This window comes from Gordonia sp. 34D (assembly GCF_056682775.1).
Map to the genome: position 1 here is coordinate 1,014,523 of NZ_CM155293.1, position 25,924 is coordinate 1,040,446.

Below are 25,924 nucleotides of genomic sequence, written 5' to 3' on the forward strand. Positions count from 1 at the left end.
GGCGCATGCCAATTTCCCTGTCATTCGCTGAGGACAGATGTCAAAATGGGGCAGGTAGCGTCGCTTGCAATGACTTAAATTCAACCTGGCGAGACGGTCAAGAAACGGCTTCTGGCACCTGCGAATCCTCGTGCACCAAGATTCGGAAGTCCTTCAGATCGACGCGCTTAAGTTGGTTCACGAACTGGGTGGCGAAGCCGGGAAACATGGTGGCGTTGAACCCGTCGTCGGTCAGATACCAACTTTGGCAACCGGAGTTCCAGGTCGTGGATTTCAGGCGACGCTGGATATCTCGGTTGTAGCGTTCTTGGACGTCGGTACGGACGTCGAGAGCCTTCCAGCCTTCGCGTTCGCGCTTCGCAATGGCCTGGGCCATATAGTCGATCTGCGCCTCCATGTACACCAGCGCCGAACTGTGCCCGGGCCCGGAGTTCGGGCCGAAAGTGAAGAACAGATTGGGGTACCCGGAGACGGCAACGCTGCGGAAGGCGTAGGCGCCGCCACTCCATTCGGTCGCCAGGTCGCGGCCGTCGAGACCGGTGACAGGAAACGGCGTCCCTTGCTTGCCGACTTCAAAACCGGTTGCGAAGACGATGCAGTCCACTTGGTGCTCAACACCTTCGGCTGTCCGGACTCCCTTTGGGGCGATCCGTGCGATTGGCCAGGTGATGAGTTTGCAGTTCGGCTTTTGCAACGCCGGGTAGTAGTCACTGCTCATCAGCAGGCGCTTGCAGCCCGCAGCGAAATCTGGGGTGAGCTGCCGACGCAACCACGGGTCGCTGACCTGACGTCGAAGATGCGCACGACTGACGGCTTCGACAATCCTGGTGGCCGGGGTATCCCAAACCACTCCCAGGGCGACCGACTCGTGGCCCCAGAACCATGCGGTTCGCGCGAGTTTCTGAGACCCCGGAATCGAGCGATAGATGGCCTTGGTTAGTGATCCGGTGTTGGTGTCCATTCGCGGCAGCACCCAGCCCGGTGTCCGTTGAAAGACCTTCACCGACGCCGATTGCTTCACCAGTTCCGGCACAATCTGTACCGCGCTGGCGCCGGTCCCAATCACCGCCACCTTTTTGCCGGTGAAGTCGTACTCGTGATCCCACCGGGCACTGTGAATCCGATGACCCTGGAACTCGCTCAGTCCCCGGATATCGGGAAGAGAAGGATTGGCGAGCGGGCCCGAGGCAACAATGACTGAACGAGCCTGCACCGCCTCCTGCCCGTCGAATCGGATCGTCCACTCGCCGCTATCGGCGCAGTACTCGACGCCAATCACCGTATGGTCAAACCGGATCTGGTCGGCGATCGCAAACTCTTCGACCATCGCCTCGATGTACGCCAGGATTTCCGAACTCCCCGAATAGGTCCGCGACCAGTCCGGATTCTGCGCAAAGCTGTACGAGTACAGGCGCGACGGGATGTCGCAGGCCGCGCCCGGATAAGTATTGTCGCGCCAGGTGCCGCCAACGCGATCCCCACGTTCATAGATGACGACGTCGTCGACACCCCGCTGCGCAAGTTTGATGGCGGCACCGATGCCAGCGAAACCCGCTCCGATAATGGCTACTGCCACACTCATCTGTCGCTCCCCTACGCTGCCGGTTCGTAGGTCAACTCGCTCGACCATGTAGGCGTTCGGTGAATCAGTGGGAACGGGATCATCCCTGTCGCCTTGACGAGACCGTCGGCGACAGCATGGTAGGGCCAATAGTCGCGGTTGATGGCCAACCGACCGTGCAGCGCGACTACCTGGAACATTGGCAGGCGGCGTACATAGCTGCTGCGCTCCCCGACCGCCCGGTACTTCTTCATGGCGCCGTACAGCTTTCCTTCGTCGACGCCCATCGCCACGATGTTGTCGCGCATCTTGTTGAGCAACGGCATATACGCGAGCATGCCGACGAGCAGGCTCGGGCGCACCAGACCGCCGACGAACTCCGTCGCCAACTTGCGCACATTTGCGTGGCCAAGCAAATCCATTACCTCGTAATCAACTGCGAGATGACGAGATTCATCGGCGTTGATCAGTCGAAAAACATCCTGCGCAACCGGGTCGGCAACCTCGTCGGTGATGAACTTGATCAGCGCGCCATCGAGCGCCACCTCCAGCATCGGAATCACCGTGCCCAGAATCGACAGTGACAGGTCGTCGGCGTAGGCGTCGAGCCAATTGATCGCCAATTGGACGTTCACATTCGGCGACGGGATCTCGTCGTTCTCAAGCATTCCCCATCGTCGCATCAGGGCGAGTTCGGCGTTCGCATGCTTTTGCTCTTCCGCGTGGAAGTGCTCATAGATTCTTTTCAGCGTGGGATTCGGTGCTTTCTTTGCCATCGCGGCGAACCCGCGCGCACCGACGTTCTCGATCCACATAAGGTCTGAAATGAAGGGTTTCAGTTTGGCGTGCAATTCCGGTTCGATAAGTTCAGCGCCGGGCGCGTCCCAGTCAACGTCGGCCAAAGCCCACTGACGATCCTTGATCATGTCGAGCATCCGGTCTAGATCCATAGCCATGACGAGCCTCCGATTAGGGTGTGGAGCTTTCGGTGGGAAGGAGTCGACCGATCAGGCCGGCCCCGCGGGCGTACTGGGTTGGGAAGTAGCGCTTGAGATGCCAAATGACGGTCGCGTCGAGCTGCGGCACCACATAGAGGCGGCCAAGATCGTGTGCATCGAGGGTTTCTGCCGCGATACTGTCCGGTGAAACACCGGTCCAGGCCATCAGCTTGTCCGCAAGACCGCGTCCGGCCGCAGTAATCCGACCATCGACGGACACATTTGTTTTTACGAAGGTCGGGCACAGGACCGTGACGGCTAGTTTGGTGCCGCTCGCTTCCGCGGCGAGGGTTTCCGAGAGTGCCATGACACCAGCCTTGGACACGTTGTAGGGGCCCATCGCCGGTGATGCGGCAAAGCCTGCGGCTGAAGCGACATTGATGATGCCGCCACGAGCGGATTGGCGAACCAGCGGAGCGAAGATTTCGCAGCCGTGCACCACGCCCCAGAGGTTGATGCCCAGGGCCCAGTCCCAATCCTTAAAGCCGATGTCGCCGACTTGTCGACCACCGATGCCGACGCCCGCATTGTTGATCACGAGCGACGGCGGACCGCCGAAGTAGTGTTCGGCAACTTTGGCGAGTTGGTCCATTTGGGATCGGTCCGCAACGTCGCAGGTGTGCGACAGGGCATGTCCGCCAGCGGCAATGATGGTGCTGGCCGTGGCATCGGCCCGTGCGGTGTTGATGTCTACACAGACGACGTCGCCACCGCGGCGAGCCAATTCAAGGGCGAATGATCGACCGATCCCACTTCCCGCTCCCGTCACAACTGCGCGGGCATTGACGGTGCGGCGGTTGCGATTTGCAGCCAGGATCAGTCGATCAATTGCGAACATTCTTCAATGCCACCACCGACTGTGACAATTGTCAATGACACAGTTCGTTAGGCATCGACCAACACCGAGACCGCCCGTGGTCGAGGCTGGCCAGTTTCACCTCCACCCGAGACGGCCACCGACTCGAAAAGCACCCGTTGCTCCCGCGCTGCCGCACCCAACCCGAGCAACAATTCGATCGCGGGCGCGAGGTCGTCCTTTGTTTCGGACGGTGGCACCATGTCGCGGAGAAGCGGTAGCGGGAACATACCGAGATCGGTGAGCGTGGAATCAGACCACACGGCTGGCGACCAACTGGTTTCAGCAGTGAGGTACGTCGAGAGGGCGTGCACGACGATCATGACCGGTTCCGCCTCATCGAGGTGAAGGTCGTGGCCGTCGAAGTCAGCGGGCCACCACAGGAGTGCGTTGATCGGGGCAATCCCAGCGGGCCCGGCATCGCCCAGAGTCGACAGCGTGACCGGCCGCTGGAAGACCAGAAAGCCCGAAGCCCCGACGACGGTGAGGTCGGTGGCGGGCGCGGGCACCACCAGTTCATCGCGCAACGAGGCGACCGTGCCTGCTCGAAGCCACGTTGGCGGTGCCGTCGAAAGGGCATGAAGGGCACCATCGATCATCGTGTTCACCGTCTCGCCGCCAGCGTAATTCTCACCGGCGATGTGGTGTTTGATGCGGCGGTAGCCTTCGGCCAGTTCGGATCGGATGCGCACCATTTGCGATGGCGCCCATTGTTTTTGCTCTCCCCCGTTGTTTGTCATGCGACGACCGTAATGTCCGAGGAAGTACCTGACCAGCACGATATCCACAGGTTTGACATTGCCCCGATTACCGGCCGGGATTAGGTGGATGGCGGTGTCCCGGCAACGGCGGCCGTCAGTACTTTGACCAGGCCTTCTTCAGTGATTTCCACAGGATTGGGGTAGTGCTGGCGCATCGAGATCTCGACCGCTCGCGGAATGTCATCGCGCGTGAACCCGAACTCGGCCAACGAGGTTGGGCCGTTGAGGTCGACGATGAGATCGAAGAGCCCCGACGGAGCGTCGTCAACACCGAGCGCGTTGGCCACAGCGGCCATCGCAGCCGGTGCGCCGGATGCGTTGTACGCCATCACCTGCGGCAAAACGACGGTGTGCGTCGGTGCGTGAGGCAACCCAAAACTGCCGCCGAGCACGTGACAGAGCTTGTGGTGCAGACCCATTCCGGTGTTCGCCAGACTCATGCCCGCCAACCACGCCCCACTGAGGAGGTCCGCACGAGGTGCGGGATCGGTAGGAGTTGGCTTGACCCCGCGCAAACCGCGGCTGATCCGCAGCACTCCTTCGGAGGCGATCGCGTTCATCGCCGGATTGTGGTCGACGGCATACATCGCCTCCACCGCGTGGGCCAGCGCATTCACTGAACTGACCACGGTCAGTTCCATCGGCATTGTCAACGTCAGATCTACGTCGTAGACGACGGTGTCAGCCATGATTTCCGGACCCGAGCGCGTTGTCTTCACCCCGGCATCAGTTTCACCGAGGATTGCCGTCGCCTCGGATCCGGAATACGTGGTCGGCACAAATATCTGCGGGTAGTTCGCACGGGATGCGAGAGCCTTAGAGAGCCCCATCGCACTCCCACCGCCAACGGCAACCACGGTGTCTATCCGGTGCTCAGTCGCGACCGTCAGGGCTTCGGCAGTTACCGCGATCGGTGTATGCATCTGAGCGCCGGTAAAGCTTGCGGCCAGCAGGTCACCCAGTGCTGATTCGGCGACATCCCGATACCGCTCACTCGAGATCAACAGCACCCGTGATCCTTCGAGCCGAGCCACCTCGTCAGAAAGTTGGTCGAGAGTGCCGGATCCGAAAACGACGCGGGACGGACTAGTCGATCGGTAAGTGAACTGGTCCATTGAGGTTAAATTACGACGCTGCCGTACATTTCGCCGAGCGGATCGGCGAGCAGTTCCACACGGGCGCCATCGGGGTCGGTGAAATACAGGGATACCTCGCTGTGGACCACGGTCTCGACCCCAGCCGCGACGAGCTTGTCGCGCAGACGCGCCCAGGTGGCCGGCTCCACGCTGATCGCCACGTGGTGCAGTCCTCCGAGGACCTCGCGATACGGACCCAGATCTAGGCCGGGGAAATCAAAGAAGGCTAAGAGATTGCCGTTGCCGATATTGAAAAAGAAGTGTGTCGATCCCGCATAGTCGCGGTTCTCAATCACTTCCGTCAACGGGAATTCGAGAATTCCCTGATAGAACTTGATCGTCGTCTCGACGTCACTGCTGATGAGTGCCATGTGGTGCAGACCGCGCGCCGATGAGGCTGGCCGATCTGCCGCGGAAACCAAATACTTGGATTGGAGTTCGTCGCGACGAGCGGCAAAGATCCGGGAGCGTTCAGCTTCGGAATCGGCAGATGCAGAAGAGGTCATGGTGGTGTACTCCTTACTGTGCACTCCCCTAGCCGAGGACCTGCTACTGCCCACACTAGCGAGAGTGCAACGCCCACGCTGAAACTAGGAGTTCGGTTGTCGAATCCAGGTCACACGACCGTCGTTCGCCCGGAAAGGCCTGCGGATATCGCCTCGATTCGTGCCGTCAGTATCGCCGCCTTCCCGACCGCCGATGAGGCCGACCTGGTGGATGCGCTGCGAGCAGATGGTGCGGCCTGGATAGACGGGCTGTCGTATGTCGCGGAGAGGGACGGCGTGGTTATTGGGCATGCCCTACTGACCCGGAGCCTCGTCGACGCCACGCCGGTGTTGGCGCTGGCACCGTGCGCAGTGGTACCCGAACTTCAGGTAACCGGCGTCGGCACCGCGGTGATTTCGGCGCTGCTGCAAGCAGCGCGGGACCGCGGAGCCGAGCAGACGGTGGTCGTGCTGGGCCACGCAGCCTATTACCCGCGGTTTGGCTTCACGCCAGCCTCAAGATTCGGCATTGCAGCACCTTTTGACGTACCAGACGATGCCTTTATGGCGATGACACTGACCGACGAAGCAAGAGTCCCGACGGGCACCATCACCTATCCCGTGGCCTTCGGCGGGTAATCAGTCGCCACATCTAACCGGCGATCAGCGGCCACAGCATCGACGGACCCGCCTGACTCGCATAGCGGCCAACCTGCTGATCCCAGTACCGTACCGACCCGCCCTCGCCCCGCCAGGCGAGAGCCGCCCGCGTGTACTCGTGCAGGCGGTGTTCGCGGGTAGTGCCGATGGCCCCGTGGACCTGATGGGAGTTGCGCACAACGATCGATGCCGCGTGCCCCACACACGATCGCGCAACAGCGACAAGGAAGGGCAACCGTTCATCGAACCAGTTGCTGGCAACGGCAACCTGGAGTGCCGACTCGGTGGCAGTTCTCGCGAGCGCCGTTTCGGCGGCCGCATCGGCGATGAGCGACTGCACAACCTGCATTTTGGCCAGGGGTTTTCCAAACTGGATGCGGGTCGTCGTGTGCTCGATAGCAGATTCGACAGCGCATTCAAGAGCGGCGCAGACCTGGATTGCGCGAATCATCGCATACTTCAGCCGAGCCTTCTCCACCGCCGATGCCGAAACCGTTGTACGCGAAAGGCTTTCGTCCGCCACACGGATTGTTGCCCGCGGCTCGCCGATGATGTTGGCCCCGTTGACGACTTCCACGGTGCTTGGGTCCATGTCGGAAACGAAGCAGGATGTGTCCGATTGAGAGATAAGGACAATGCGGTCTGCGGCAGTCGTCCACGGAACCCCTGACGCTTCGCCGTTCCCGTCGAGAAACCCCAGTGTGCGGACCAGTCCGTCGTCCGCGTAGAGTCCAGCGTCGTCGAGGACAGCGCATGCGAGCAGGTCATGCTCGGCGAGCGGTACCCGGACACCGTGACGAACGGCGGCAGTCAGCAGTTCGGCGGCCTCGAACCAGGAGGCGCCCGAACCTCCGCTAGTTTCGGGGCCGGTGAGTCGGACGAGACCCAACCGGTCCAGCGCCGCCCACAGGTCGGCATCGAAACCACTGCTCGATGAATAGCTCCGGCGGTAGTCGGCGAAAACCGCGTCCAGCATGGCGCTGAGTTCGGGTTCAACGCCGTTCGCTGGCTCAATTGTCGGCATCAACGCAAACCCATCTCTCGAGCAATCACGCCGCGCAGGACTTCACTGCTGCCTCCGCGAATGGTGAAACCCGGACGTTGATCGACGCCTGCGTTGACCAACTCCGGCAGTCCGTCGGCATCGGTTGACAACTGATCGGCAAGATCAGCAATATCGCCTTCAGTCCCGGTCCCCAGCACCTTTACTACGGCAGCGGGAACACTTGCGGACTCTCCCCTGCTCAACGCTTCGCCGACGGACTGCGACATCTGATGCAGTCCGGCAACCCGCGCCACCAATCGTCCGAGTTCCGCGGACGAAGCAGCGGCCTCACGTGTGAGGCCCTGCAGGATGGGAAAAGTCGACAGGATTCGCTCCGGGCCGCTGCGTTCAAAACTGAGTTCGGAGGTCACTTGGTGCCAACCGGCTCCGACTTCGCCGAACACGCGATCGTCGGGCACCCGCACGTTGTCGAGGATCACCTCATTGAAATGGTGGGCTCCATTCATCGAGACAATGGGGCGCACCTGCACCCCGGGCGCACTGAGATCAACGATGAACTGGCTAAGACCACCGTGTCTGTTGGTCGGATCGACCGAACTGGTCCGAGCCAGGGTCATCAACCAGTTGGCGTGGTGCGCTCCGGACGTCCACACCTTGGCACCATTCACGAGCCAACCGTCGTCGGTTCTGGTTGCAGCAGTTCGGACGCTCGCGAGATCCGAGCCCGAGTCCGGCTCACTCATGCCAATCGCCCAGTACTCGCTGGCATCGGCAATCCCGGGCAGAAACCGCTGCTTCTGCGACGGGGTCCCGTACTTGAGAATCGAAGGGGCCATCTGCCGGTCGGCTATCCAATGCGCAGCGACGGGTGCGCCGGCGGCAAGAAGCTCCTCGGTGACGATGAAGCGCTCCACAAACGAGCGCCCGCGGCCACCGTACTGCCTCGGGATCGTCATCCCAATCCACCCGCGATCGGCAAGGGCAACACTGAAATCACGATCCCACCCGGTCATCCAACTGTCGACGGAGGGCGTGAAGGCTCCGGAATTGCGTTGCTCGGTCAGGAATTCGCGGACCTGCATCCGCAGATCGTGGAGATGTTCCGTTTCACCCGATGGTGGGGGTACCAATCTGAGTCTGTCGATCAAGTCCTGCCTCTTCGCCTTGAATCCAACCGAGGATGCGCTTGGTCAGCTTACGACCGTTCGGAGAGTCCGGATGGCCACCATTAGACCGTGACGAAGCCCTGCTTAACCAGCCAGTCGCGAGCAACATCGGCGGGTTCGCGGCCGTCAACATCGACCTGCCGATTCAGTTCCGAAATCTCTTCCGAGGTCAGCTTCGCCATCACCGGTGCCATGACCTTGGCGATGGAGGGAAACTCTTTATTGACGTCCGCGCGCATGGTGACGGCCGCGTTGTAATGCGGGAAGAACGATTTGTCGTCTGTCAGTACATCGAGGTCGAGTGCCTTGATCCGACCGTCGGTGGTGAACACTTCGCCGAATGCACAGTTTCCATTGGCGACAGCCTGATAAATGATGCCGGTCTGAAGAATTTGAATCTTCGCATCGGCGGGGTTGAACCCGTACTTGGCCGCCATCCCCGGGTAGCCGTCTTGCCTGCTGCGGAATTCCGTTTCGATGCAGGTCGTGGCGGCGACTGGGTCGCGCTCGAGCAATGCCGCGTAATCAGAGAGCGTCTTGACCCCAGTCTTGGCGGCATTGGCTTTGTTGACCGCCAGCGCATAGGTGTTGTCCATCGGGGCAGGGTCCACCCACACGATGTCGTTGCGCTTCAAGTCCTCGTCGCGGACAGCATTGTACTGGTCAGTGGCATCCGGTAATGGCTGCTCGTTACCGAGGTAGTTGATCCAACCGGTACCGGTGTACTCGATCAAAACATCGACCTGGCCGCTGGCCATTGCGTCGCGGGCGCTGTTGGAACCCTGAATGTTTGTCATGTCGCGGACCTTTGCGCCAGCGGCCGCTAGCGAAAACCCGAGAATGTAGCCGAGGACCACCTGCTCGGTGAAATCTTTGGACCCGACCGAAATTGACTGACCGTTCAGGTCGGGTTGGACGGTAATCGATCCGGGCTTCACCGGCAGGGGCAAGGCCCCACCAGACTGCAGACCGCACGCGGTCAAGCTGAGAACCAGCGCGATGATGGATGCCAGGGCGATGCTAGTTCGCCTCATCGAAGCCCCTTTGGTCCTAGGTAGCGCTCGGCAAGCGCGCCCAGCCAGTCCACCAGCAATGCCAGCGCGACCGCCAAGACGGCCCCAACCACGAGGGTTACGTTGTCACGCAATTTGTAGCCGGTGTCGATCAAGATTCCCAAGCCACCGGCGTCGACGAGGAAGCACAGGGTCGCGGTACCGACCGCCAAAACCAGTGATGTCCGTAGGCCAGCGAGGATGAACGGGACCGCGAGGGGCAACTCCACCTGGCCGAGGATCCGTGGCTCGGACATCCCCTGGCCTCGGGCAGCGTCGATGGTTGCGGCGTCCACCTCCTGCAGTCCCAACATGCTATTCCGCAGCACGGGAAGCAATGAGTAGAAAGCGATGGGGAGTACGCCGATCCAGAAGCCAGTCGTCGCCGTCCACAGGAAGAACAGGACCAACAGGCCGATGGCCGGTGCTGCCTGGCCAATGTTGGCGACCCCGATCAGAAATGGTGCTGCCCAACGGAACTGGCGCCGCGTCACGAGAATCGCCAAGGGCACAGACACCAACAGCACAATGGTTGCGATGGCCGCCGTCAAAGCCAGATGTTGGAGGACGAGTTCGGTGATATACGACGAATTGATCGTCGCTTTTTGGGTGGCCGTGAGGTCGTGGCTGAACGCCCACACCAGAACGCCTGCAGCGAGGATCAGGGCAATCGTCGGCTGAATCCACAACTGCAGGTTGGACGTGGAATCAGCTTTTATCTCCTGCGAGATAGCTGAGGCCGTCATGAGCGTGGACTTTCAGCCGTATCGGGCACAGCTGATTCAGCTGAATCGCCGTCGGCGTGAGCGTCGACGATCGCCGGATTGCCGTGGTGTTGCTCGCGGAGCGACCTAATGGATTCGATGAGGGTTTCGATGGTGACGACGCCGACGTAGCGTCCACGGGCACCGGTCACCACGGCGGAGGCATTCCGTTCGGCCAGGATGGCTTCGAGTGCGTCCTGCAGGGTTGAGCTGGTAGAGACCACTTCGCCGACCGGCAACCCCACGTTCTTCAACGACGTCGCGCCCAACAGGTGCTTGCGGTCCGTCCAGCGGAGGGGGCGATCGCGGGAGTCGAGGATGATACCCCAGTCGTCGATGCGCGCAGCGAACTCGGGAACTGAATCGTTCTCGTGGGCCGTTGGCCGGTCTTCGATATCGACATCTCGGACGCGAACCAAGTTCAGTTGCTGCAGCGACGCACCTGATCCGACAAATCCTTCGACGGTCTCGTTCGCCGGGTTGGCGAGGATTGCTTCCGGCGAATCGTACTGGAGCACCTTTGAGCGTTCGCCGAGGACGGCTATCTTATCGCCAAGCTTCACCGCTTCGGAGAAGTCGTGGGTCACAAAAACGATCGTCTTATGGAGTTCCGCCTGCAATTGAGTCAACTCATCCTGCAGGAGGCCACGGGTAATCGGATCAACGGCACCAAAGGGCTCGTCCATCAGCAGGACCGGTGGGTCGGCGGCGAGGGCGCGCGCCACCCCGACTCGCTGCTGCTGGCCGCCGGACAGCTGTCGCGGATAGCGTTCGGAAAATTGGCCCGCATCTAAACCAACCAGATCGAGCAACTCGTCGACCCGGTCCGCAATTTTCTTGCGATCCCATCTCAACAGCTTCGGAACGACGGCAATGTTTTGTGCCACCGTCATGTGGGGGAACAAGCCACCCTGCTGAATGGCGTATCCGATGCTCTGGCGAAGCTTGTTGGCATCGATAGACAAGGCGTCGCGACCGCCGATGGTGATGCGGCCACTGCTGGGCTCAATGAGGCGGTTGATCATTCGCATCGTCGTGGTCTTGCCGCTGCCAGACGGCCCGACCAAAACGACGAGCTCGCCTGCCGGAATGGTCAGCGAAATATCTTCGACAGCTGGCTTCTTTTGGCCCGGGTACACCTTGGAGACGTGCTCCAAGACGATTTCCGCACCTGAGACGGCACCGCTATTGGCTGTGTTGCTTTGGTTGTCACGGTTCTCGGTCAACGGATCCCTTTCGACGTCGTCACTCGACCGATCAGCACATACAGTGCATCGAGAAGAAGTGCGAGGATGACGATCAACACGGTGCCGGTCAGTGCTTGCGGAATAGCCGTTGGGCTACCGACGCGCGACAGGCCGGAGAAGATGAGGTTGCCTAGGCCGGGCCCTTTGGCGTAAGCGGCAATTGCGAGAATGCCCATCGCCATCTGAGTCGCGACGCGCATGCCGGTCAGGATTGATGGCCAGGCCAACACCAGCTCAACTCGAGTGAGCACGCGAATACGATTCATCCCGATACCTTTAGCGGCATCGGTAATGGCTGGGTCGACGGCACCCAAACCCACGATTGTGTTGCGCACAATAGGCAGTAGCGAATACAGCGTCAAGGCAATGACTGTGGGCGGAACACCCAATCCGACGATTGGAATTAGGAGTCCGAGGAGAGCGAACGATGGAACGGTCAAAATTGTGCTAGACAATGCCGTTGCGATCGCCGAACCTGCCGGGCTGCGATAAACGGCAATTCCGACTCCCACACCGATAACGGTCGCCAGCAGTATGCACTGAATCACCGCACTGACATGCAAGTAGGAATCAACCGCCAGTTGCGACTTGCGGCTCGATATGAAATCCCAGATTGCGTTCAGAACAAGTCCCCTCTTTTACTTTGCCACCGTAGCGCAGTTAGTGACGGTTTATCCGGCGTCAGGGGGAATTTGCAGGTCGCGTTGCGCGTACTGATCCGACAGTTCGGTGCAGAATGCGCGCGGCGAGCCTACAGAAGCGGACGGAAATTGCGGTCAGCGCTTCGCCAGTGGTCGCAGATGTCTACTCAATGGGAAGCGGTGTTGTGACAACACGTTGGCCCTAGCCTCGAAATTTCATCGGGGTGACGTCCTGGCCTGTGCGGTTTCGGATTGATGGTTGTGAGCTGATTGTGCCTGTCGGGTACGACAAGGCCGCCGATCGTCGGATACGTCCGGGTTCCACATCACCGGAAGAGCAGGTTCTTTCATCTCGTAAGGTCAGGGCTCGGCTACCGAGTCAGCCGGGTGCCGGGTAGGCGGCCAGCCGCTCGAGGCCGGCAGCGAGCAGACCACTCCACGGATGATGCCGGTCGTACCGAAGCCGGAGTCGGCGGGCGTGACGAGTCAGGCGGGCCGCGGTCGCAAACAGTCGCATGCGCAGCTTCTTGGGTTCCCACAGGCGCGCTGCGGTACCGGCCAAAGCCAGCATCTGGGTCCAGGCGAGCAGATCGCACGCCACCTCGACCACGGCGAGCCAGATCTGATTCTGCGCGAACCCTTTGAGTGGAAAGTTCGTCAGGCCAGTGTCTTTCGCGATCCTGATACGGTCTTCGCAGCGGGCCCTCCGCCGATGCCGGACCTCGAGATCGGCGAGCTGGCCGCCGGTGGTGTTGGTGGCGAACGCGATCAGGCGCCACCCATTGCGGTCGGTGATCCGCAGCTGGGCGCCCGGATGCGGCTTCTCACGGCGGACGATGACCCGCATCCCGGCCGGCCACCCCGAGAGGTCCAGGACTCCGGTCAGTTCGGCAACGTCAGCATTCTTGCGGGGTTCACCGTCCGGGTCGTAGGCCGGGGTCCACGCCTTCTTCGGCAACCGGTCGATGAGGTCACCGATCGTCTCGTTCAACGGAAACCCGACCGAATACGACAGGCGTCGGCGGGCGAGGAAATCGATGAAGTCGTGGGTGCCGCCGGCCGAGTCGGTGCGTATCAGGATCGACTTACCGAGCCGAGACCCGATGCCGGGAACCTGCTGAAGGATCTTCTGCGTCAACGTGATGTGGTCGGCGGCGGTGTTGGAACCGGCGTTGCCGGGCCGCAGGATCGCCGCAGCGGCCTCCCCGGTCCCGTCTGGCCCGTGGTCGATGAACGCCATCAACGGATGAAAACCGAAGCCCCGCTTATAGGTTGGCTTCGCCTGCTCCTTCTCCGAGTGGGCGGTCACCAACGTCGCATCGATGTCAATGATCAGCGGCTTCTTCGCCGACCGACCATGATCGGGAGCCTGATCGGCGGCCAGGGACCACACCCGCTGGCGGGCGGCGGCGCGAGCGGCCCGGATCGCGTTCACAGCCCGCTCGGGATCGGCGGCCAGGGTGGCGATCAGGCGTGAGACCGTCGGATCGGAGGCCACCAGACCGAACACGTCGGGACGACCGCGGACCATGCTGATGTCGGCCAGGCAGTCACCGCCGACGATCAGGCTCGTGGCCAAATCGAGGAGGATCTTCGCTGGATCGTGGGTCGCGAGGGGTTTGCGCCACGGCGCGAGCGCGGTCCGTAGCGCGTCGGTGAGGCCGGAGAGTTCGGCGGTACGGGTGGCCAGGACGGTGCCGCCGTGGGTGATGATGCCGCCGCCGTCGGCGGTGGCCTGAATCTGCGGGTAAAACACGGTAGAGTTCTTCACCAGAAAGGTGCTCCTTGCCCTGCTTGTGATTGTCGTTTCGCAACAACAATTATTGCAGCTCAGAGCACCTTTCTTCATGAAAACGGCAGGTCAGGCGAATTCAGCGATGAAAGCCCGAGGCTAGCTACGTTGTGAGCGGCTATGGCTGCACTCGACGGTGGCCCCTTCCGACTCCTGGAGTCGACTCCGAAAGGCATGACAGATGACCGACAAGTTCACCCTCGACGGCAAGGTTGCCATCGTCACCGGCGCGGGACGCGGCATTGGTGCCGGGATTGCGCTCGCCATGGCGACAGCAGGTGCCGACGTGGTGATTGCTGCGCGAAGTGCGGACCAGTTGGGTCACGTTGCCAGCCAAATCGAAGTTCTTGGCCGACGTGCCGCGGTGGTGTCCCTGAACTTGTTCAAGGATGACCCCGCCGTGCTGGTCGATACGGCAATCACCGAGTTCGGCGCGATCGACGTCGTGGTTAACAATGTCGGCGGTGCCATGCCGAAACCATTCTTGGAGACGAGCGTTCAGGAACTGTCGGGCGCTTTCGCATTCAACGTTGGCACCGCTCACGCGCTGAACCTCGCTGCGGTACCGAAGATGCTGGAGAATCCAAATGGCGGTTCCATCATCAACATCACCTCCTCTATCACCGCTCACCCCGGACGCGGATTCATCGCTTACGGCACAGTGAAGGCGGCATTGGCGCACTACACGCGAATGGCCGCGCAAGACCTGTCGCCGCGTATCCGTGTCAACGCCATCGCCCCCGGCACCACTGCGACGCCAGCGCTCGAGTACGTGGCGTCCAATGACGAGATCCGCAGCGAGATTGAGTCGCGTACTCCGATGCGACGCCTCGGCACTCCCGATGACATTGCGTCGGCCGCAGTGTTCCTTGCTGCCGACGCGTCGTCGTATATGACTGGCAAGACCCTCGAGGTTGATGGCGGGCTCGTGGCTGCTAGCTTCGTCGCGCCGATCCCCGACCTGTGATCGTTACTCAGACCCAAACCGAAGAGGAAAACCGATGACCGACAGTGCTGAACTTCTCGCCGACCTCCGTGCGATCGAGACCGTGAAATACCGCTACCTGCGGGCCGTTGATACCAAGGATTGGGTGGCGCTCGCCGATACCCTGACGGAGGACGTCGTGGCCTCCTACGGTTCCGAGGTTGGCGGCAAGGCGCTGAACTACGCCGACCGGGATTCGTTGATCGCCTTCCTTAGCAAAGCGATGGCACCGACGATGTCGACGGAACACCGCGTGAACCACCCGATCATTGAGATCGACGGCGATACGGCGACCGGTAGTTGGTATCTCCAGGATCGGGTGCTGATCCCCGACTACGACGTGCTGATTATTGGCGCTGCGTTCTACAGCGATACTTATCGCCGCACCGATGACGGTTGGCGAATCAGCGCAACCGGGTACGAGCGGACGTTTGAAGCCCGCGGAAAACTGTCGGCTGCGGGCCTTGTGGTGGAGCAGGGCCCGGCAATCGTTCGGAGCTAGTCCGGTACCTTCTGGGCCACGAAATGGGCCGGGTCGCCAACACCAACCTGTTGGCGACCCGGCCCATTTTCGATCTCCGGGGAACTACTTCAGAGAACTACTTTCGGGAACCTACTTCAGCGCATCGAGCTTGCCGAACTTCTCAGCCAGCAAGTAGTAGACAGCTAGGCGCGGGTTCGACTTGCCATCTTTCATCGTCGCCAAGACATCGGCGATGGCTTGATCGAGGGCTTCATCAGAATCGGTAAGGCCGAGCTTCTTCTTGAGGAAGTTCTCGCGGACGGTCGCGAGTTCTGCGGGGTCACTTGCCGAGACCAACGCGGCGTCGCGATTGCTCAGGACCAGACGGTACGTGGCCGCCAGCTTGTCGATGATCTCCACATCGGCGTGGGGTGCATATTCCAGAACAGTTTCACGGGCGTCGCTCATTCAGGGTCCTCCGATTTGGGTCTTCGTAAATCCTTGCAAGCGCACAGTATGCCTCGCTCCCGACATGTGCTGGTGTAAGCGGGCCCGCATGGTGCCAGATTGGCTTCGACGATCACACGCCAACTGCGAGTTGAGACGAAACTGGGAATTTATCGCACCGGATGCCTAGGCTGATTCTTGAACGAGAACTTGCTAGAGGAAACGGAGATGGTCGTGGTCGCAGTGGTTCCGGAGCGTCATCCAGAAAAGCCGCGTCGCCTTCCGGCGGGGATTGAGTTGGCCAGTCGACTACTGGGCATCGGCAAGCCGACCGGTGCCGAGTTCGCAAAGTTGGGCGAGCTACTCATGGCCGGCGATCCAATGATGGATGGCGTAGTTGACGAGATGGCGACTGCTGGAATGAACCAGACTCGGCCACTCTTCGAACAGGCGCTAACCGACGGAATCGACACCGTGGACGGCGCGCCCCGCAGATGGAAGCCTTCTTCCGGCACATCGAAGCGACTCCAGACTGGGTCGACGAAGGCCAACTGGCCCTCGCGGCCCAAGTGATGCAGAGCGGCGGTGCCGACGGCCTGTACATCGCGAGAGACGTAGCCTTGATGGGCGGCTACCAGTTCTCCGGTTTCAACCAGACGCTGCTGCGCACTGGCGCCCTCACCAAGGGTTCCAACAAGCGTTTCGCCGAAACCTCACGCTGGGCGCTCGACGTCATCAGTCCAGGTGGCCTCAAGGTTCGCGGTGCGGGCTATCGATCGACCATTCGAGTGCGTTTCATTCACTCAATGGTGCGCAAACACGTGGAATCGATGCCCGACTGGGACAACACCAGGTGGGGCTTGCCGATCAACCAGACCGACATGGCTGCGACCCTCGTCGGATCCCTGGTCGCGCCGTCAATCGGCGTCGTCGGCCTCGGCCTGGTGAATAACCCTCGCGAGTACCAGGCCATCGCGCACCTGACTCGCTACGTCGGTTGGCTGATCGGAGTTGACGAGGCCTATCAACCGCACAGTTTTCGCGACGCGGTCCGCATCCTTGCCCACACCTCCGCAGCTTTAGCGACACCTGACGAGACCTCAAGGGAACTCGCCGCGCCAATGGTCGACGACCCCGACCAGTGGCACTACGACTCGTTGGTGCAGTTACGTCGCAGGGTCGCGAAGTCACAGCACCTCGGCATTGCCCGTGCTTTCCTTGGCCGGAAGACGCTCGAGCACCTTGGCGTCAATAGTTCGGCGGTGCCCTGGTACCCGCCGCTGGTCTTCGGCCTCAACATCGCTCGCTCCGCTGCGGCCCAACTACCCGGTGGTCGCCGACGTGCTGCCGAGTCCGGTGCTGGACGCGCCGACTCCTTCCTTGCCACCATGACTCCGACACCGGTAGTGATCGGCGATTCGTCGGTAATTTCTCGGGTGGCGTAGCGAACGTCAGGCACCGATGTAGTTGGCCAGATGCTCGCCGGTCAGTGTCGACTTCGCGGTGACCAAGTCGCGCGGGGTGCCTTCGAACACCACACGACCGCCATCCTGTCCCGCACCCGGACCAATGTCGATAAGCCAGTCGGCGTGAGCCATCACTGCCTGGTGATGCTCGATCACGATCACCGATTTGCCCGCGTCGACGAGACGATCGAGGAGGCCAAGCAACTGTTCAACGTCGGCCAAGTGCAGGCCCGTAGTCGGTTCGTCGAGGACGTACACCGCTGCTTTGTCGGCCATTGCCGCGGCGAGTTTGATGCGCTGTCGTTCGCCTCCCGACAAAGTGGTGAGCGGTTGACCGATCGTCAGGTAACCCAGTCCGACGTCTGCCAGTCGACTGAGGATCTTGTGGGCGGCCGGAGTTCGCGCCTCCCCTTCCCCAAAGTACGTGAGCGCTTCGTCGACCGACATCGCGAGCACCTCGCTGATATCGCGGCCAGCGAGGTGATAGTGAAGAACCGCGGCGTCGAATCGCTTGCCGTCGCACACGTCGCAGGTTGTTGAGACGCCAGCCATGGTCGCCAGGTCCGTGTAGATAACGCCCGCGCCCTTGCAGTTGGGGCAAGCGCCGTCGGAGTTGGGACTAAACAGTGCCGGTTTGACGCCGTTGACTTTTGCGAAGGTCTTGCGGATCGGATCGAGCAAACCCGTGTAGGTTGCCGGGTTGCTGCGTCGAGATCCGCGGATCGCCGTCTGGTCAATCACCACGACGTCTGCGCTCGGCGGCATGGAGCCGTGGATCAATGAACTCTTTCCCGAACCGGCGACCCCGGTGATAACGGTGAGGGTGCCGAGTGGAACATCGACGTCGACGTCCTGCAGGTTGTTGGCGGTAGCGTTCCGGATTTCCAAGTGCGCCTTCGGCTTACGCACCGATTCCTTGAGTTGTGCCCGGTCGTCGAGGTGCCTGCCGGTGAGGGTGTCGGACTTCTTCAGCCCGTCCACGGTGCCTTCAAAACAGATCTCTCCGCCATGCGATCCAGCTCGCGGACCCAGATCGACGACATGATCGGCGATCGCGATTGTTTCTGGCTTGTGTTCCACTACGAGCACCGTGTTCCCCTTGTCGCGCAAGCGGAGCAGGAGGTTGTTCATGCGCGCAATGTCGTGCGGGTGCAGACCGACAGTCGGCTCGTCGAAAATATAGGTGATGTCGGTGAGCGCTGAGCCGAGGTGGCGAATCATCTTGGTTCGCTGGGCCTCACCTCCGGAAAGCGTTCCCGTCGGGCGTTCGAGCGACAGGTAGCCGAGGCCGATCTCCACAAAGGAGTCCAACGCACCGTGGAGTTTATCGAGCAAGGGCGCGACTATCGGATAGTCGAGGCTTTCCACCCACGCCGTGAGGTCAGTGATCTGCATGCGGCAGGCGTCAGCAATGCTGACACCACCAATGGTGGAGGTTCGTGCCGGTTCGGCCAGGCGCGTTCCGTCGCACTCCGGGCACGCGGCAGAAGTGACTGCGCGTTCGATGAACGCACGGATATGCGGTTGGACAGACTCAAGGTCTTTCGACAGCATGGATTTGCTGATCTTGGGGATCACGCCCTCGTAGGTGAGGTTGATGCCGTCGACTTTGATTTTGGTCGGTTCCCGATACAACAGATCGTCAAGCTCACGCTTGGTGAACGTGCCCACCGGTTTGTCCATGTCGAAATAGCCACTGCCACCATAGATCCGGCCGTACCAGCCGTCCATGCTGTAGCCCGGCACCTTCAGCGCACCGTCGGCCAACGATTTGCCTGCGTCGTAGATCTCGGTCAGGTCAATGTCGGAGACCGTCCCCATCCCCTCGCACCGGGGACACATGCCACCGAGGCGTTCAAATGTCTGCTTGACGGCTTTGGCGTCAGTTCCGCGCTCGACCTTGATGGCACCACTGCCCCGGACCGTTGGCATATTGAACGAATAGGCATTCGGTCCACCAATCTGCGGGGACGCGACTTTGCTGAACAGGATCCGCAGCATCGCATTGGCATCGGTGAGCGTGCCCACCGTTGAACGCGGGTTGCCGCCGATCCGTTCCTGATCGACGAGAATGGCGGTCGTAATGCCATCGAGGACATCCACATCGGGCCGCCCGAGCGACGGCATGAATCCTTGGACGAAAGCGCTGTAGGTTTCGTTGATGAGGCGCTGCGATTCCGCGGCGATGGTCCCGAACACCAGCGAACTCTTCCCGGATCCGGAAACCCCGGTAAAGACAGTCAGTCGACGCTTCGGCAGCTCGACGCTGACGTCTTTGAGATTGTTGACCCGGGCCCCCTGCACTCGGATTAGGTCATGACTGTCGGCGGCTGCGGATTCGATCGAAGACATGACAGCCATTCTTACTGAACGCTCGACCGGATGGGCGGAGACGCAATCACTTCCCCGGCTGAGAACGGCGATTTGTCGGAGAACGGGACTATAGTTCGGCCAGTTGGTGCTGAGGGCATACTCAGCCCACGGCACTATTCACAAGACGGGGGTGCGAGTGGACGAATCGCGCAAGACACGAGATTTTGCGCTGGTTATCGGCGTCATTGCGGCCCTGGTTGTTATCAACCTGCTGGCCCACTTTTCCGGACACTGGCCCGGTATGCTCGCGGTCCCACTCGGCGCAGTGATCCTGGCACTCGCCGCCCGAGCCAGCGGACTGTCGTGGGCCGATATGGGCGTCAGCCTCGCCGAATTGAAATACGGCTTCCGATGGTCGGCGATCGTCGTCGTCGCCGTGATCGTGATTGTGGCGATTGCCGTCGCCATCCCCTACACCAGGCAGTTCTTCCTCAACGACCGATATGCCTCGGCGCGCGGCGCCATGATGGCCGCGTTTGTCTGGATCCCGCTGCAAACGGTACTCCCTGAAGAACTCCTGTTCCGCGGCGTGCTGCAGGGCTCGTTGCGACGCGTGCTGAGCCGTCGTCTCACCATCGCCGCGGCGGCCGGCTTGTTCGGAATCTGGCACATCGCTTCGTCGTTGGGCCTGTCGGCGGGCAACGCCGGGGTCACCGGTGCGATTGGCGGTGGTATCGGCGCGGCGATTGCGGGCGTGCTTGGCGCCGTCGTCGCGACGACGGTCGCTGGTGCCATCTTGAGTTGGCTACGCTTCCGTACTGCCAACCTGCTTGCACCGATCGTGATGCATTGGAGCCTAAACGCGTCCGGTGCGCTCGGCGCTGCGATCGCCTGGAACCTGGCCTAGCTGTACTTCTTCGTGACGTTGTGAAAGCGTTGTGCCGGTGTGAGGCCACCGATGCCGGTGTGGGGTCGGTGATGATCGTAGTGATGTAGCCATGCTGTGTACGCGAGCTCGCGTTCGTGTTCGTTTTGATAGCGGGCGGCGTAGGCCCATTCGGTAGCAAGAGTCCGGTTGAACCGTTCTACTTTGCCGTTGGTTTGGGGTCGGTAGGGCCTGGTACGTCGGTGTTTCACCTTCGGTCCGAGTGCCTCAGCGAAGGACTTTGATCGGTAGCAAGCGCCGTTATCGGTCATGACGGCCCGAACGGTGATGCCTAGTGAGGCAAAGTAGGCGTTGACACGTTTCCAGAAGGCGGCCGCGGTCTCTTTACGTTCGTCGTCGAGGATCTCTGAGTACGCCACACGAGAGAAGTCGTCGACGGCGTGGTGAAGGTAGCGGTAGCCGCGAGCCGATGATGCTCCTTTGCGTCCGGCTTTTTCTCGGGCGACAGCAGATCGACGATCTTCTGGCGAGCCTCGCCCGTGGGTACGCCACCCGCCTCCATCAGGGATCTTGCCCTGCTTTTTGATGTCGATGTGTACGAGGTCGCCGGGGGCCTTCATCTGGTAACGGACTGTCTTTGGCCGGCGCACTGGCAGTCCGGTGGCTTGGTCGAGCGCCGATAGCAGCGGCATGCGGTAGCGCTTGAGGATGTGTTCGACCGTCGATCGGGCTATGCCTAGGTGGTAGCCGATGCGGTGCGGACCCCATTGACGGGAGAACCGCAGGGCGATAATTCGCCGTTCGGTTCGCTTGTCTGTTTGTCTCGGTGAGGAATGCGGCCGTGAGCTTCGGTCAGTGAGTTCTTCGCCAGCCCGGTAACGGTCGGCCCATGTTTTGGCTGTTGTTGGGGAGCATTGAAAACGTTCTGCGGCACGTCGAAGTGACCATCCTTGATCGACGATCAGGGAAGCAAGCCGGCGGCGGCCCTCAGCGGTGAGAAATGCGTTAGCGTGTGTCACGAAGACCTCCGGGTGTTGATGGTGAGTGTGGTAACCCAACATCCTGCCCGGAGGTCTTCGCCTACATCAGGTGTTCACAACGTCCCGAGGAATTACACCTAGCGCGACCGTGAGGGTGTGCAGGTTACGTGGCCTGTCCGGTAACCACGCGCAGACCCAGGATGGCCTTTTCAACCTCGGCCTGGCTGCGGCTGTCGCCGATCGGGCTGGCACCGAAAGCGAAGGTCATCGGTGATGAATCGATGACGACAGCGATGATGTCGTCACCCTGCACATCCGATCCGCCTCGGGCGACCCGAATCTGCGCCTTCATGAGGGTGTACTTGATCGACGAATTTTCAATCACATTGCTGCGAGTTTCACCGATCGTCGGTGCAGACGGCGAACTTGGCGCATAGCCGGGGTTCGTTTGCAGGCACTCGATGAACTTCCGGACGGTCGCTTCGGTATTGCCGCTGAAGTTCGACGGGAGCGTTCCGACCGTCACCTGAGCCATCCACGAACTATCCGGATTGGGCCGTGGTGCGACAACCCCGCTTGCCCGTGCCGCGAACGGGACGCGTGACCGCCCGTCGTCGGCTACCCAGCCGGGGCTCTTCGGCAACTCGTCGGACGGGATAGAGATCGGTGGGACGGCCACCGTCGTCGCCGAAACCCCTTGCGTGTCTGTGCCGACCGTGCATGCGGTGGGTACGCCCGCCACCACTTGCGGATCGCTACCAACGCTGGTCGACGGCGGAGATGTCGGAGCTGACGTGTCGCTAGTTGACGGGCTGGCGCTGGTGGCCACCGAAGAATCTGAAGCGTTTTTCGGCTTGTCAATGGAACGGAATAGGAAGGTGCCACCAACTGCCAGTGCAGCTACCAGAGCCAGAATGCCGAGCGCGATGAGAACCTTCTTCGATCCACTGCCCCCACTGGATGGTTGCGGAGAAGGTTGGGCACCGTAGGGCTGTTGTGGACCGAATCCGTACGGACCGGAATTCGGCGGACCCTGGTTAAACGGCGGTTGATTGAACGGCGGCTGGTTCGACGGACCTTGGCTCGGCGGGGCACCGTAGGTGGCGGCGGGTGAAGGCGGTGCCTGCGGCGTGCCGGAAGCCGGCGCAGCGTACGGGTTCTGCGGCTGCTGGGCCGGGCCCTGCGGCATCGGGTTCGGGTTAGCCAGGTTGGGCTGGCCAACATTGGGTTGACCGGAGCTTGGGGGAACCTGATTTCGGGGGTCCGACTGCGGGAGAGGCTGCGACGTTGGCTGCGGCGGGATCGGGGTGCCGCTGATCATCGTGGGCGCGTAAGCCGCACGCTGGCCGGGCTCAGCGCGGCGTGGACTGAAACCTGGCTTGGTCAGGGCGCCAGCAAGGTCTGAGGCAAAGTCGGCACACGTGCGATAACGCCTCGCGGGGTCCTTCTCCATGGCGCGCGCTATCACAGTGTCGACGGTCGGTGCGAGGGTCGGCAAGATGGCCGTCACACTCGGAGCCGGTGCCGAAAGGTGGGCACTGATAATGTCGGTGGGTTTGGGCAACGGGAACGGCGCGCGCCCGGTCAAGAGTCGAAATGCGGTGCACGCCAGTGCATATTGGTCAGTTCCGCCGTCGAGTTTCTCGCCCCGCAGCTGTTCCGGCGAGCTGTATTGAATCGAGCCAACCGTCAGGTTGGCAGCGGTGAGTGCGGTGTCATTGTCGATCGTGCGCGCGATACCGAAGTCGGTGAGGTAGATCTTGCGGCGCGACGTCGACGAATCGTCGACCAGAATGTTCGCTGGCTTCACATCACGGTGCAGCATGCCGTGCTCGTGTGCGTAGTCGAGTGCGTCGCCGACTGCCGACACGATCTGGATCACGGCTTCCGAAGTCATGGCACCAGAGGCATGCAGCAACTGATCGCAGTCCGAGCCCGGGATGTACTTCATCGCGATCCACAACTGACCATTGAACTCGCCGCGGTCGTACACGCTCACGATGCTGGGGTGGTCGAGTTGGGCGGCGAGATCGGCCTCGCGCGTGAAGCGGGCCCGGTAGGTCGGGTCGTCCGTCAGCTCAGTAGGAAGCACCTTGAGGGCGTCTTCGCGGGGCAGGCGTGGATGGGCAGCCAGGTACACCTCGCCCATTCCCCCAGCGCCCAGCTGCCGCACTATCCGATAGTTCGCAAAATTCTGCCCCGCGCTCAACATTGCTACAGCCTAAATCATGGAGCCCTACTTGGCGTTCGAGTGATCGACCCCGTAGTGATCGACCCCGTAATGATCGCCCCTGGTGGTGATCGGCCCTGGTGCGGAGTGCATATCTTCCGAATGCTTGCCCGCCTGATGCTGCGAGGTCAGGAGATTTAGAATGGCTGGTACCAGAAGCGCGGCGATCAGGCCGACCAGGAGGCCAGCCGTCACGTCCGTCGCCCAGTGCATACCCAGGTATACGCGTGAGGCAGCGACGCTGGCCGCGACGACGATTGCGACGACGATTGCGACGGCGATTGCGACAACCGCGCGACCGCGATGTTGGTCTTGTCGGCGAGCTTGGATGCTCGCTCGGGGCAGGAGTACCACCGCCAGGCCGAAAGCCAAGGCTGCGGCACCGGTGGTGTGACCCGATGGGAAAGAGCCTGCTAGCTCATGGGCTTCCAATTGCCACGACAACGGGGGCCGCGTGCGGTGAACCAGGATTTTCAGCACCTCCGTGAGCGTATCGGCAGCCGCAACCGTCAACACCAGCGCCAGGCCACGTGCTGTCGTCCTGTCGCGCCGCCACAGTAGGCCGCCGACGGCCAGAGCAATAAGAATCGAGGCGATCGGGCTCATCACCGTGGAAACAAACTCGGCAACGGTCGTTACGCCCGCGGACCGGTGTGTCAGCATCCATGACGTCACCGACTCATCCCATCCGGTGGGCCCGTTCACCGATAGCACGTTAACGCTCAGCGCGACGAGGGCCATCAGCAACAGAGAGCTGGCGACCAGTGGTTTGACCGCTGTCGCAGTCGGAACTTGGGGCATGCGTCAACGCTAAGAACTTCTCGCTTGGGAAACCCTGAGATGTGTGCACCCCACCGGGAAGAGAGCTTCGCCGGTACTCGCACATTGGGCCTTTTCAGCGACTACCTTTGGACGTTGATTGGCATGGCACCGCTTGGAGCCAACATTCCAACGAGAGGCGTCATGGCGAGGATCAACACCGCAGCCGGTCCGATAGATGCGGACCAACTGGGGACGGTGCTCTCACACGAACACATCTTTGTGCTCAACGAGGACTACCGGATCAACTTCCTTACCGACTGGGACGAAGCGGCCCGAGTCGACGAAGCCGTTGCCACGCTCACCGAGTTGAAGGCGGCGGGTGTCGATACGCTCATGGACGTCTCCGTTGCGGGGTTGGGGCGCAATGTAGAACGCATCGCCAAGGTCGCCGAGCGCGTCGAGCTCAATATCGTTGTCGCGACGGGACTGTTTACCTTTCACGATCTGCCTTTTCAGTTTCACTACACGGGGCCGGGCCTGGGTTACGACGACCTGCCGGATCCCCTCGATGCCGCTTTCATCCGCGACCTCACCGAGGGTGTCGGCGACACCGGCATTAAAGCGGGCTTCCTGTTCTGTGCCATTGAGGCTGAGGGACTCAGTTCCGGCGTGGAGCGAGTAATGCGGTCGGTCGGACGCGCCGCAGTCCAGACCGGGGCCCCCGTGGTGGTCCACACCAATCCGCACACGCAGTCCGGACTGATCGCGCAACGCGTCCTCGCCGAGGAAGGTGTTGATCTCACCCGGGTTCAGATTGCCCACAGCGGTGATACCACCGACCTCGACTACTTGATGCGACTCGCCGACGCTGGCTCGATCCTCGGGATGGACCGATTCGGGTTGGATGTGCTGCTCCCCTATTCAGACCGGCTTCGCACGGTGCGGGAGTTGGTTGAGCGCGGCTACGCAGATCGAATGGTGCTGTCTCAGGATTCGTCCTCGTTTAGCGATTGGTTCGACGTCGCCAAGCGGCAAGAGTACGTGCCGGATTGGGACTACTTCCAGATCACGAAACGAGTGATTCCCGACCTGTTGTCGGAGGGGGTGGATCAGCGCGCGATCGACATCATGACCCGCGACGTTCCGCGCCGTTTTCTGTCGTCGGGTGCGGCGCAAGCGGGGGTCGAGACGGAGGTCGGTGCGGCCGACCCGGCAGCCATTCGATCTATTTCGATGAAAAATTCCTAATTATCTGGACTTGGTACAG

General features: G+C 61.4%; 25 protein-coding genes. 7 read left to right on the top strand and 18 right to left on the bottom strand.

Features of this window, described 5'->3' with window-relative positions:
* Nucleotides 1-97 precede the first annotated feature (97 nt).
* From AC1L34_RS04670 to AC1L34_RS04695, 6 genes are all read right to left on the bottom strand, one after another.
* Nucleotides 98-1,582 (bottom strand): flavin-containing monooxygenase, encoded by a 1,485-nt coding sequence (locus AC1L34_RS04670; RefSeq protein ID WP_424322480.1) that lies wholly within the window; start codon nt 1,580-1,582, stop codon nt 98-100.
* Nucleotides 1,583-1,593: 11 nt separating this feature from the next.
* Nucleotides 1,594-2,517, bottom strand: coding sequence for a ferritin-like domain-containing protein (locus AC1L34_RS04675; protein WP_424294708.1), 924 nt, complete (start codon nt 2,515-2,517; stop codon nt 1,594-1,596).
* A gap of 13 nt (nt 2,518-2,530) precedes the next feature.
* Nucleotides 2,531-3,397 (bottom strand): SDR family NAD(P)-dependent oxidoreductase, encoded by an 867-nt coding sequence (locus AC1L34_RS04680; protein WP_424294710.1) that lies wholly within the window; start codon nt 3,395-3,397, stop codon nt 2,531-2,533.
* Nucleotides 3,398-3,444: 47 nt separating this feature from the next.
* The gene (locus tag AC1L34_RS04685; RefSeq protein WP_424294712.1) at nt 3,445-4,155 is read right to left on the bottom strand and encodes a hypothetical protein; all 711 of its coding nucleotides are present in this window, start codon (nt 4,153-4,155) and stop codon (nt 3,445-3,447) included.
* A gap of 80 nt (nt 4,156-4,235) precedes the next feature.
* Nucleotides 4,236-5,291 carry a maleylacetate reductase gene (locus AC1L34_RS04690; protein ID WP_424294714.1) on the bottom strand — a complete coding sequence of 352 codons (1,056 nt, stop codon included), beginning with the start codon at nt 5,289-5,291 and terminating at the stop codon, nt 4,236-4,238.
* Between the two features lie 5 nt (nt 5,292-5,296).
* The gene (locus tag AC1L34_RS04695; RefSeq protein WP_424294716.1) at nt 5,297-5,818 is read right to left on the bottom strand and encodes a VOC family protein; all 522 of its coding nucleotides are present in this window, start codon (nt 5,816-5,818) and stop codon (nt 5,297-5,299) included.
* A 96-nt stretch (nt 5,819-5,914) separates the two neighbouring features.
* On the opposite strand from AC1L34_RS04695, the gene AC1L34_RS04700 reads away from it, so the two are divergent.
* Nucleotides 5,915-6,436, top strand: a complete 522-nt coding sequence (locus AC1L34_RS04700) for a GNAT family N-acetyltransferase (protein ID WP_480035154.1) — start codon at nt 5,915-5,917, stop codon at nt 6,434-6,436.
* A gap of 13 nt (nt 6,437-6,449) precedes the next feature.
* On the opposite strand, the gene AC1L34_RS04705 is transcribed toward AC1L34_RS04700, so the two are convergent.
* The 7 genes from AC1L34_RS04705 to AC1L34_RS04735 all read right to left on the bottom strand — a co-directional run bounded on the left by AC1L34_RS04705 (nt 6,450) and on the right by AC1L34_RS04735 (nt 14,104).
* A complete protein-coding gene (locus tag AC1L34_RS04705) occupies nt 6,450-7,481 on the bottom strand; it encodes an acyl-CoA dehydrogenase family protein (protein WP_480035155.1) in 1,032 nt (343 codons plus the stop codon).
* Nucleotides 7,481-8,545 carry an acyl-CoA dehydrogenase family protein gene (locus AC1L34_RS04710; protein ID WP_480035156.1) on the bottom strand — a complete coding sequence of 355 codons (1,065 nt, stop codon included), beginning with the start codon at nt 8,543-8,545 and terminating at the stop codon, nt 7,481-7,483. Before AC1L34_RS04710 ends, AC1L34_RS04705 begins: the two co-directional genes overlap by 1 nt.
* A 146-nt stretch (nt 8,546-8,691) precedes the next feature.
* Nucleotides 8,692-9,663, bottom strand: coding sequence for a glycine betaine ABC transporter substrate-binding protein (locus AC1L34_RS04715; RefSeq protein WP_424294721.1), 972 nt, complete (start codon nt 9,661-9,663; stop codon nt 8,692-8,694).
* Nucleotides 9,660-10,427: an ABC transporter permease gene (locus AC1L34_RS04720; protein ID WP_424322475.1), complete on the bottom strand. Its 768-nt coding sequence runs from the start codon at nt 10,425-10,427 to the stop codon at nt 9,660-9,662. Before AC1L34_RS04720 ends, AC1L34_RS04715 begins: the two co-directional genes overlap by 4 nt.
* Nucleotides 10,424-11,671 (bottom strand): ATP-binding cassette domain-containing protein, encoded by a 1,248-nt coding sequence (locus AC1L34_RS04725; RefSeq protein WP_480035157.1) that lies wholly within the window; start codon nt 11,669-11,671, stop codon nt 10,424-10,426. Before AC1L34_RS04725 ends, AC1L34_RS04720 begins: the two co-directional genes overlap by 4 nt.
* Entirely contained in the window at nt 11,668-12,315 is a 648-nt protein-coding gene (locus AC1L34_RS04730; protein ID WP_424293325.1) for an ABC transporter permease, read from the bottom strand. The genes AC1L34_RS04725 and AC1L34_RS04730 overlap by 4 nt, the downstream gene beginning before the upstream one ends.
* A gap of 397 nt (nt 12,316-12,712) precedes the next feature.
* On the bottom strand, nt 12,713-14,104 hold the full coding sequence (locus AC1L34_RS04735) for an IS1380 family transposase (protein ID WP_480034773.1): 1,392 nt from the start codon (nt 14,102-14,104) through the stop codon (nt 12,713-12,715).
* Nucleotides 14,105-14,306: 202 nt separating this feature from the next.
* Between AC1L34_RS04735 and AC1L34_RS04740 the strand changes: the two genes are divergently transcribed.
* Together AC1L34_RS04740 and AC1L34_RS04745 are read left to right on the top strand one after the other, a co-directional pair.
* Nucleotides 14,307-15,092: an SDR family oxidoreductase gene (locus AC1L34_RS04740; protein ID WP_424293323.1), complete on the top strand. Its 786-nt coding sequence runs from the start codon at nt 14,307-14,309 to the stop codon at nt 15,090-15,092.
* Nucleotides 15,093-15,126: 34 nt separating this feature from the next.
* Entirely contained in the window at nt 15,127-15,612 is a 486-nt protein-coding gene (locus tag AC1L34_RS04745; protein WP_424293322.1) for a nuclear transport factor 2 family protein, read from the top strand.
* Between the two features lie 111 nt (nt 15,613-15,723).
* Here the strand turns inward: AC1L34_RS04745 and AC1L34_RS04750 are convergent, their stop codons facing one another.
* Entirely contained in the window at nt 15,724-16,041 is a 318-nt protein-coding gene (locus AC1L34_RS04750) for a DUF2853 family protein (protein ID WP_424322646.1), read from the bottom strand.
* 207 nt (nt 16,042-16,248) lie between these two features.
* On the opposite strand from AC1L34_RS04750, the gene AC1L34_RS04755 reads away from it, so the two are divergent.
* Together AC1L34_RS04755 and AC1L34_RS04760 are read left to right on the top strand one after the other, a co-directional pair.
* Nucleotides 16,249-16,593, top strand: coding sequence for a hypothetical protein (locus AC1L34_RS04755; RefSeq protein ID WP_480035158.1), 345 nt, complete (start codon nt 16,249-16,251; stop codon nt 16,591-16,593).
* A complete protein-coding gene (locus AC1L34_RS04760) occupies nt 16,515-17,465 on the top strand; it encodes an oxygenase MpaB family protein (RefSeq protein ID WP_424293071.1) in 951 nt (316 codons plus the stop codon). The genes AC1L34_RS04755 and AC1L34_RS04760 overlap by 79 nt, the downstream gene beginning before the upstream one ends.
* A 6-nt stretch (nt 17,466-17,471) precedes the next feature.
* On the opposite strand, the gene AC1L34_RS04765 is transcribed toward AC1L34_RS04760, so the two are convergent.
* Nucleotides 17,472-19,847: an ATP-binding cassette domain-containing protein gene (locus tag AC1L34_RS04765; protein ID WP_424293070.1), complete on the bottom strand. Its 2,376-nt coding sequence runs from the start codon at nt 19,845-19,847 to the stop codon at nt 17,472-17,474.
* A gap of 148 nt (nt 19,848-19,995) precedes the next feature.
* On the opposite strand from AC1L34_RS04765, the gene AC1L34_RS04770 reads away from it, so the two are divergent.
* The gene (locus AC1L34_RS04770) at nt 19,996-20,706 is read left to right on the top strand and encodes a CPBP family intramembrane glutamic endopeptidase (RefSeq protein WP_424322643.1); all 711 of its coding nucleotides are present in this window, start codon (nt 19,996-19,998) and stop codon (nt 20,704-20,706) included.
* On the opposite strand, the gene AC1L34_RS04775 is transcribed toward AC1L34_RS04770, so the two are convergent.
* The 3 genes from AC1L34_RS04775 to AC1L34_RS04785 all read right to left on the bottom strand — a co-directional run bounded on the left by AC1L34_RS04775 (nt 20,703) and on the right by AC1L34_RS04785 (nt 24,696).
* Complete coding sequence (locus AC1L34_RS04775) at nt 20,703-21,704, bottom strand: IS481 family transposase (protein WP_480035159.1); 1,002 nt, start codon at nt 21,702-21,704, stop codon at nt 20,703-20,705. The two genes, AC1L34_RS04770 and AC1L34_RS04775, sit on opposite strands and share 4 nt — an antisense overlap.
* 124 nt (nt 21,705-21,828) lie before the next feature.
* Nucleotides 21,829-23,877 (bottom strand): serine/threonine-protein kinase, encoded by a 2,049-nt coding sequence (locus AC1L34_RS04780; RefSeq protein WP_424322997.1) that lies wholly within the window; start codon nt 23,875-23,877, stop codon nt 21,829-21,831.
* 24 nt (nt 23,878-23,901) lie between these two features.
* A complete protein-coding gene (locus AC1L34_RS04785) occupies nt 23,902-24,696 on the bottom strand; it encodes a phosphatase PAP2 family protein (protein ID WP_424295135.1) in 795 nt (264 codons plus the stop codon).
* A gap of 162 nt (nt 24,697-24,858) precedes the next feature.
* Here AC1L34_RS04785 and AC1L34_RS04790 point away from each other — a divergent pair, with 162 nt between their 5' ends.
* A complete protein-coding gene (locus tag AC1L34_RS04790; RefSeq protein WP_424295134.1) occupies nt 24,859-25,905 on the top strand; it encodes a phosphotriesterase family protein in 1,047 nt (348 codons plus the stop codon).
* Nucleotides 25,906-25,924: the final 19 nt, after the last annotated feature.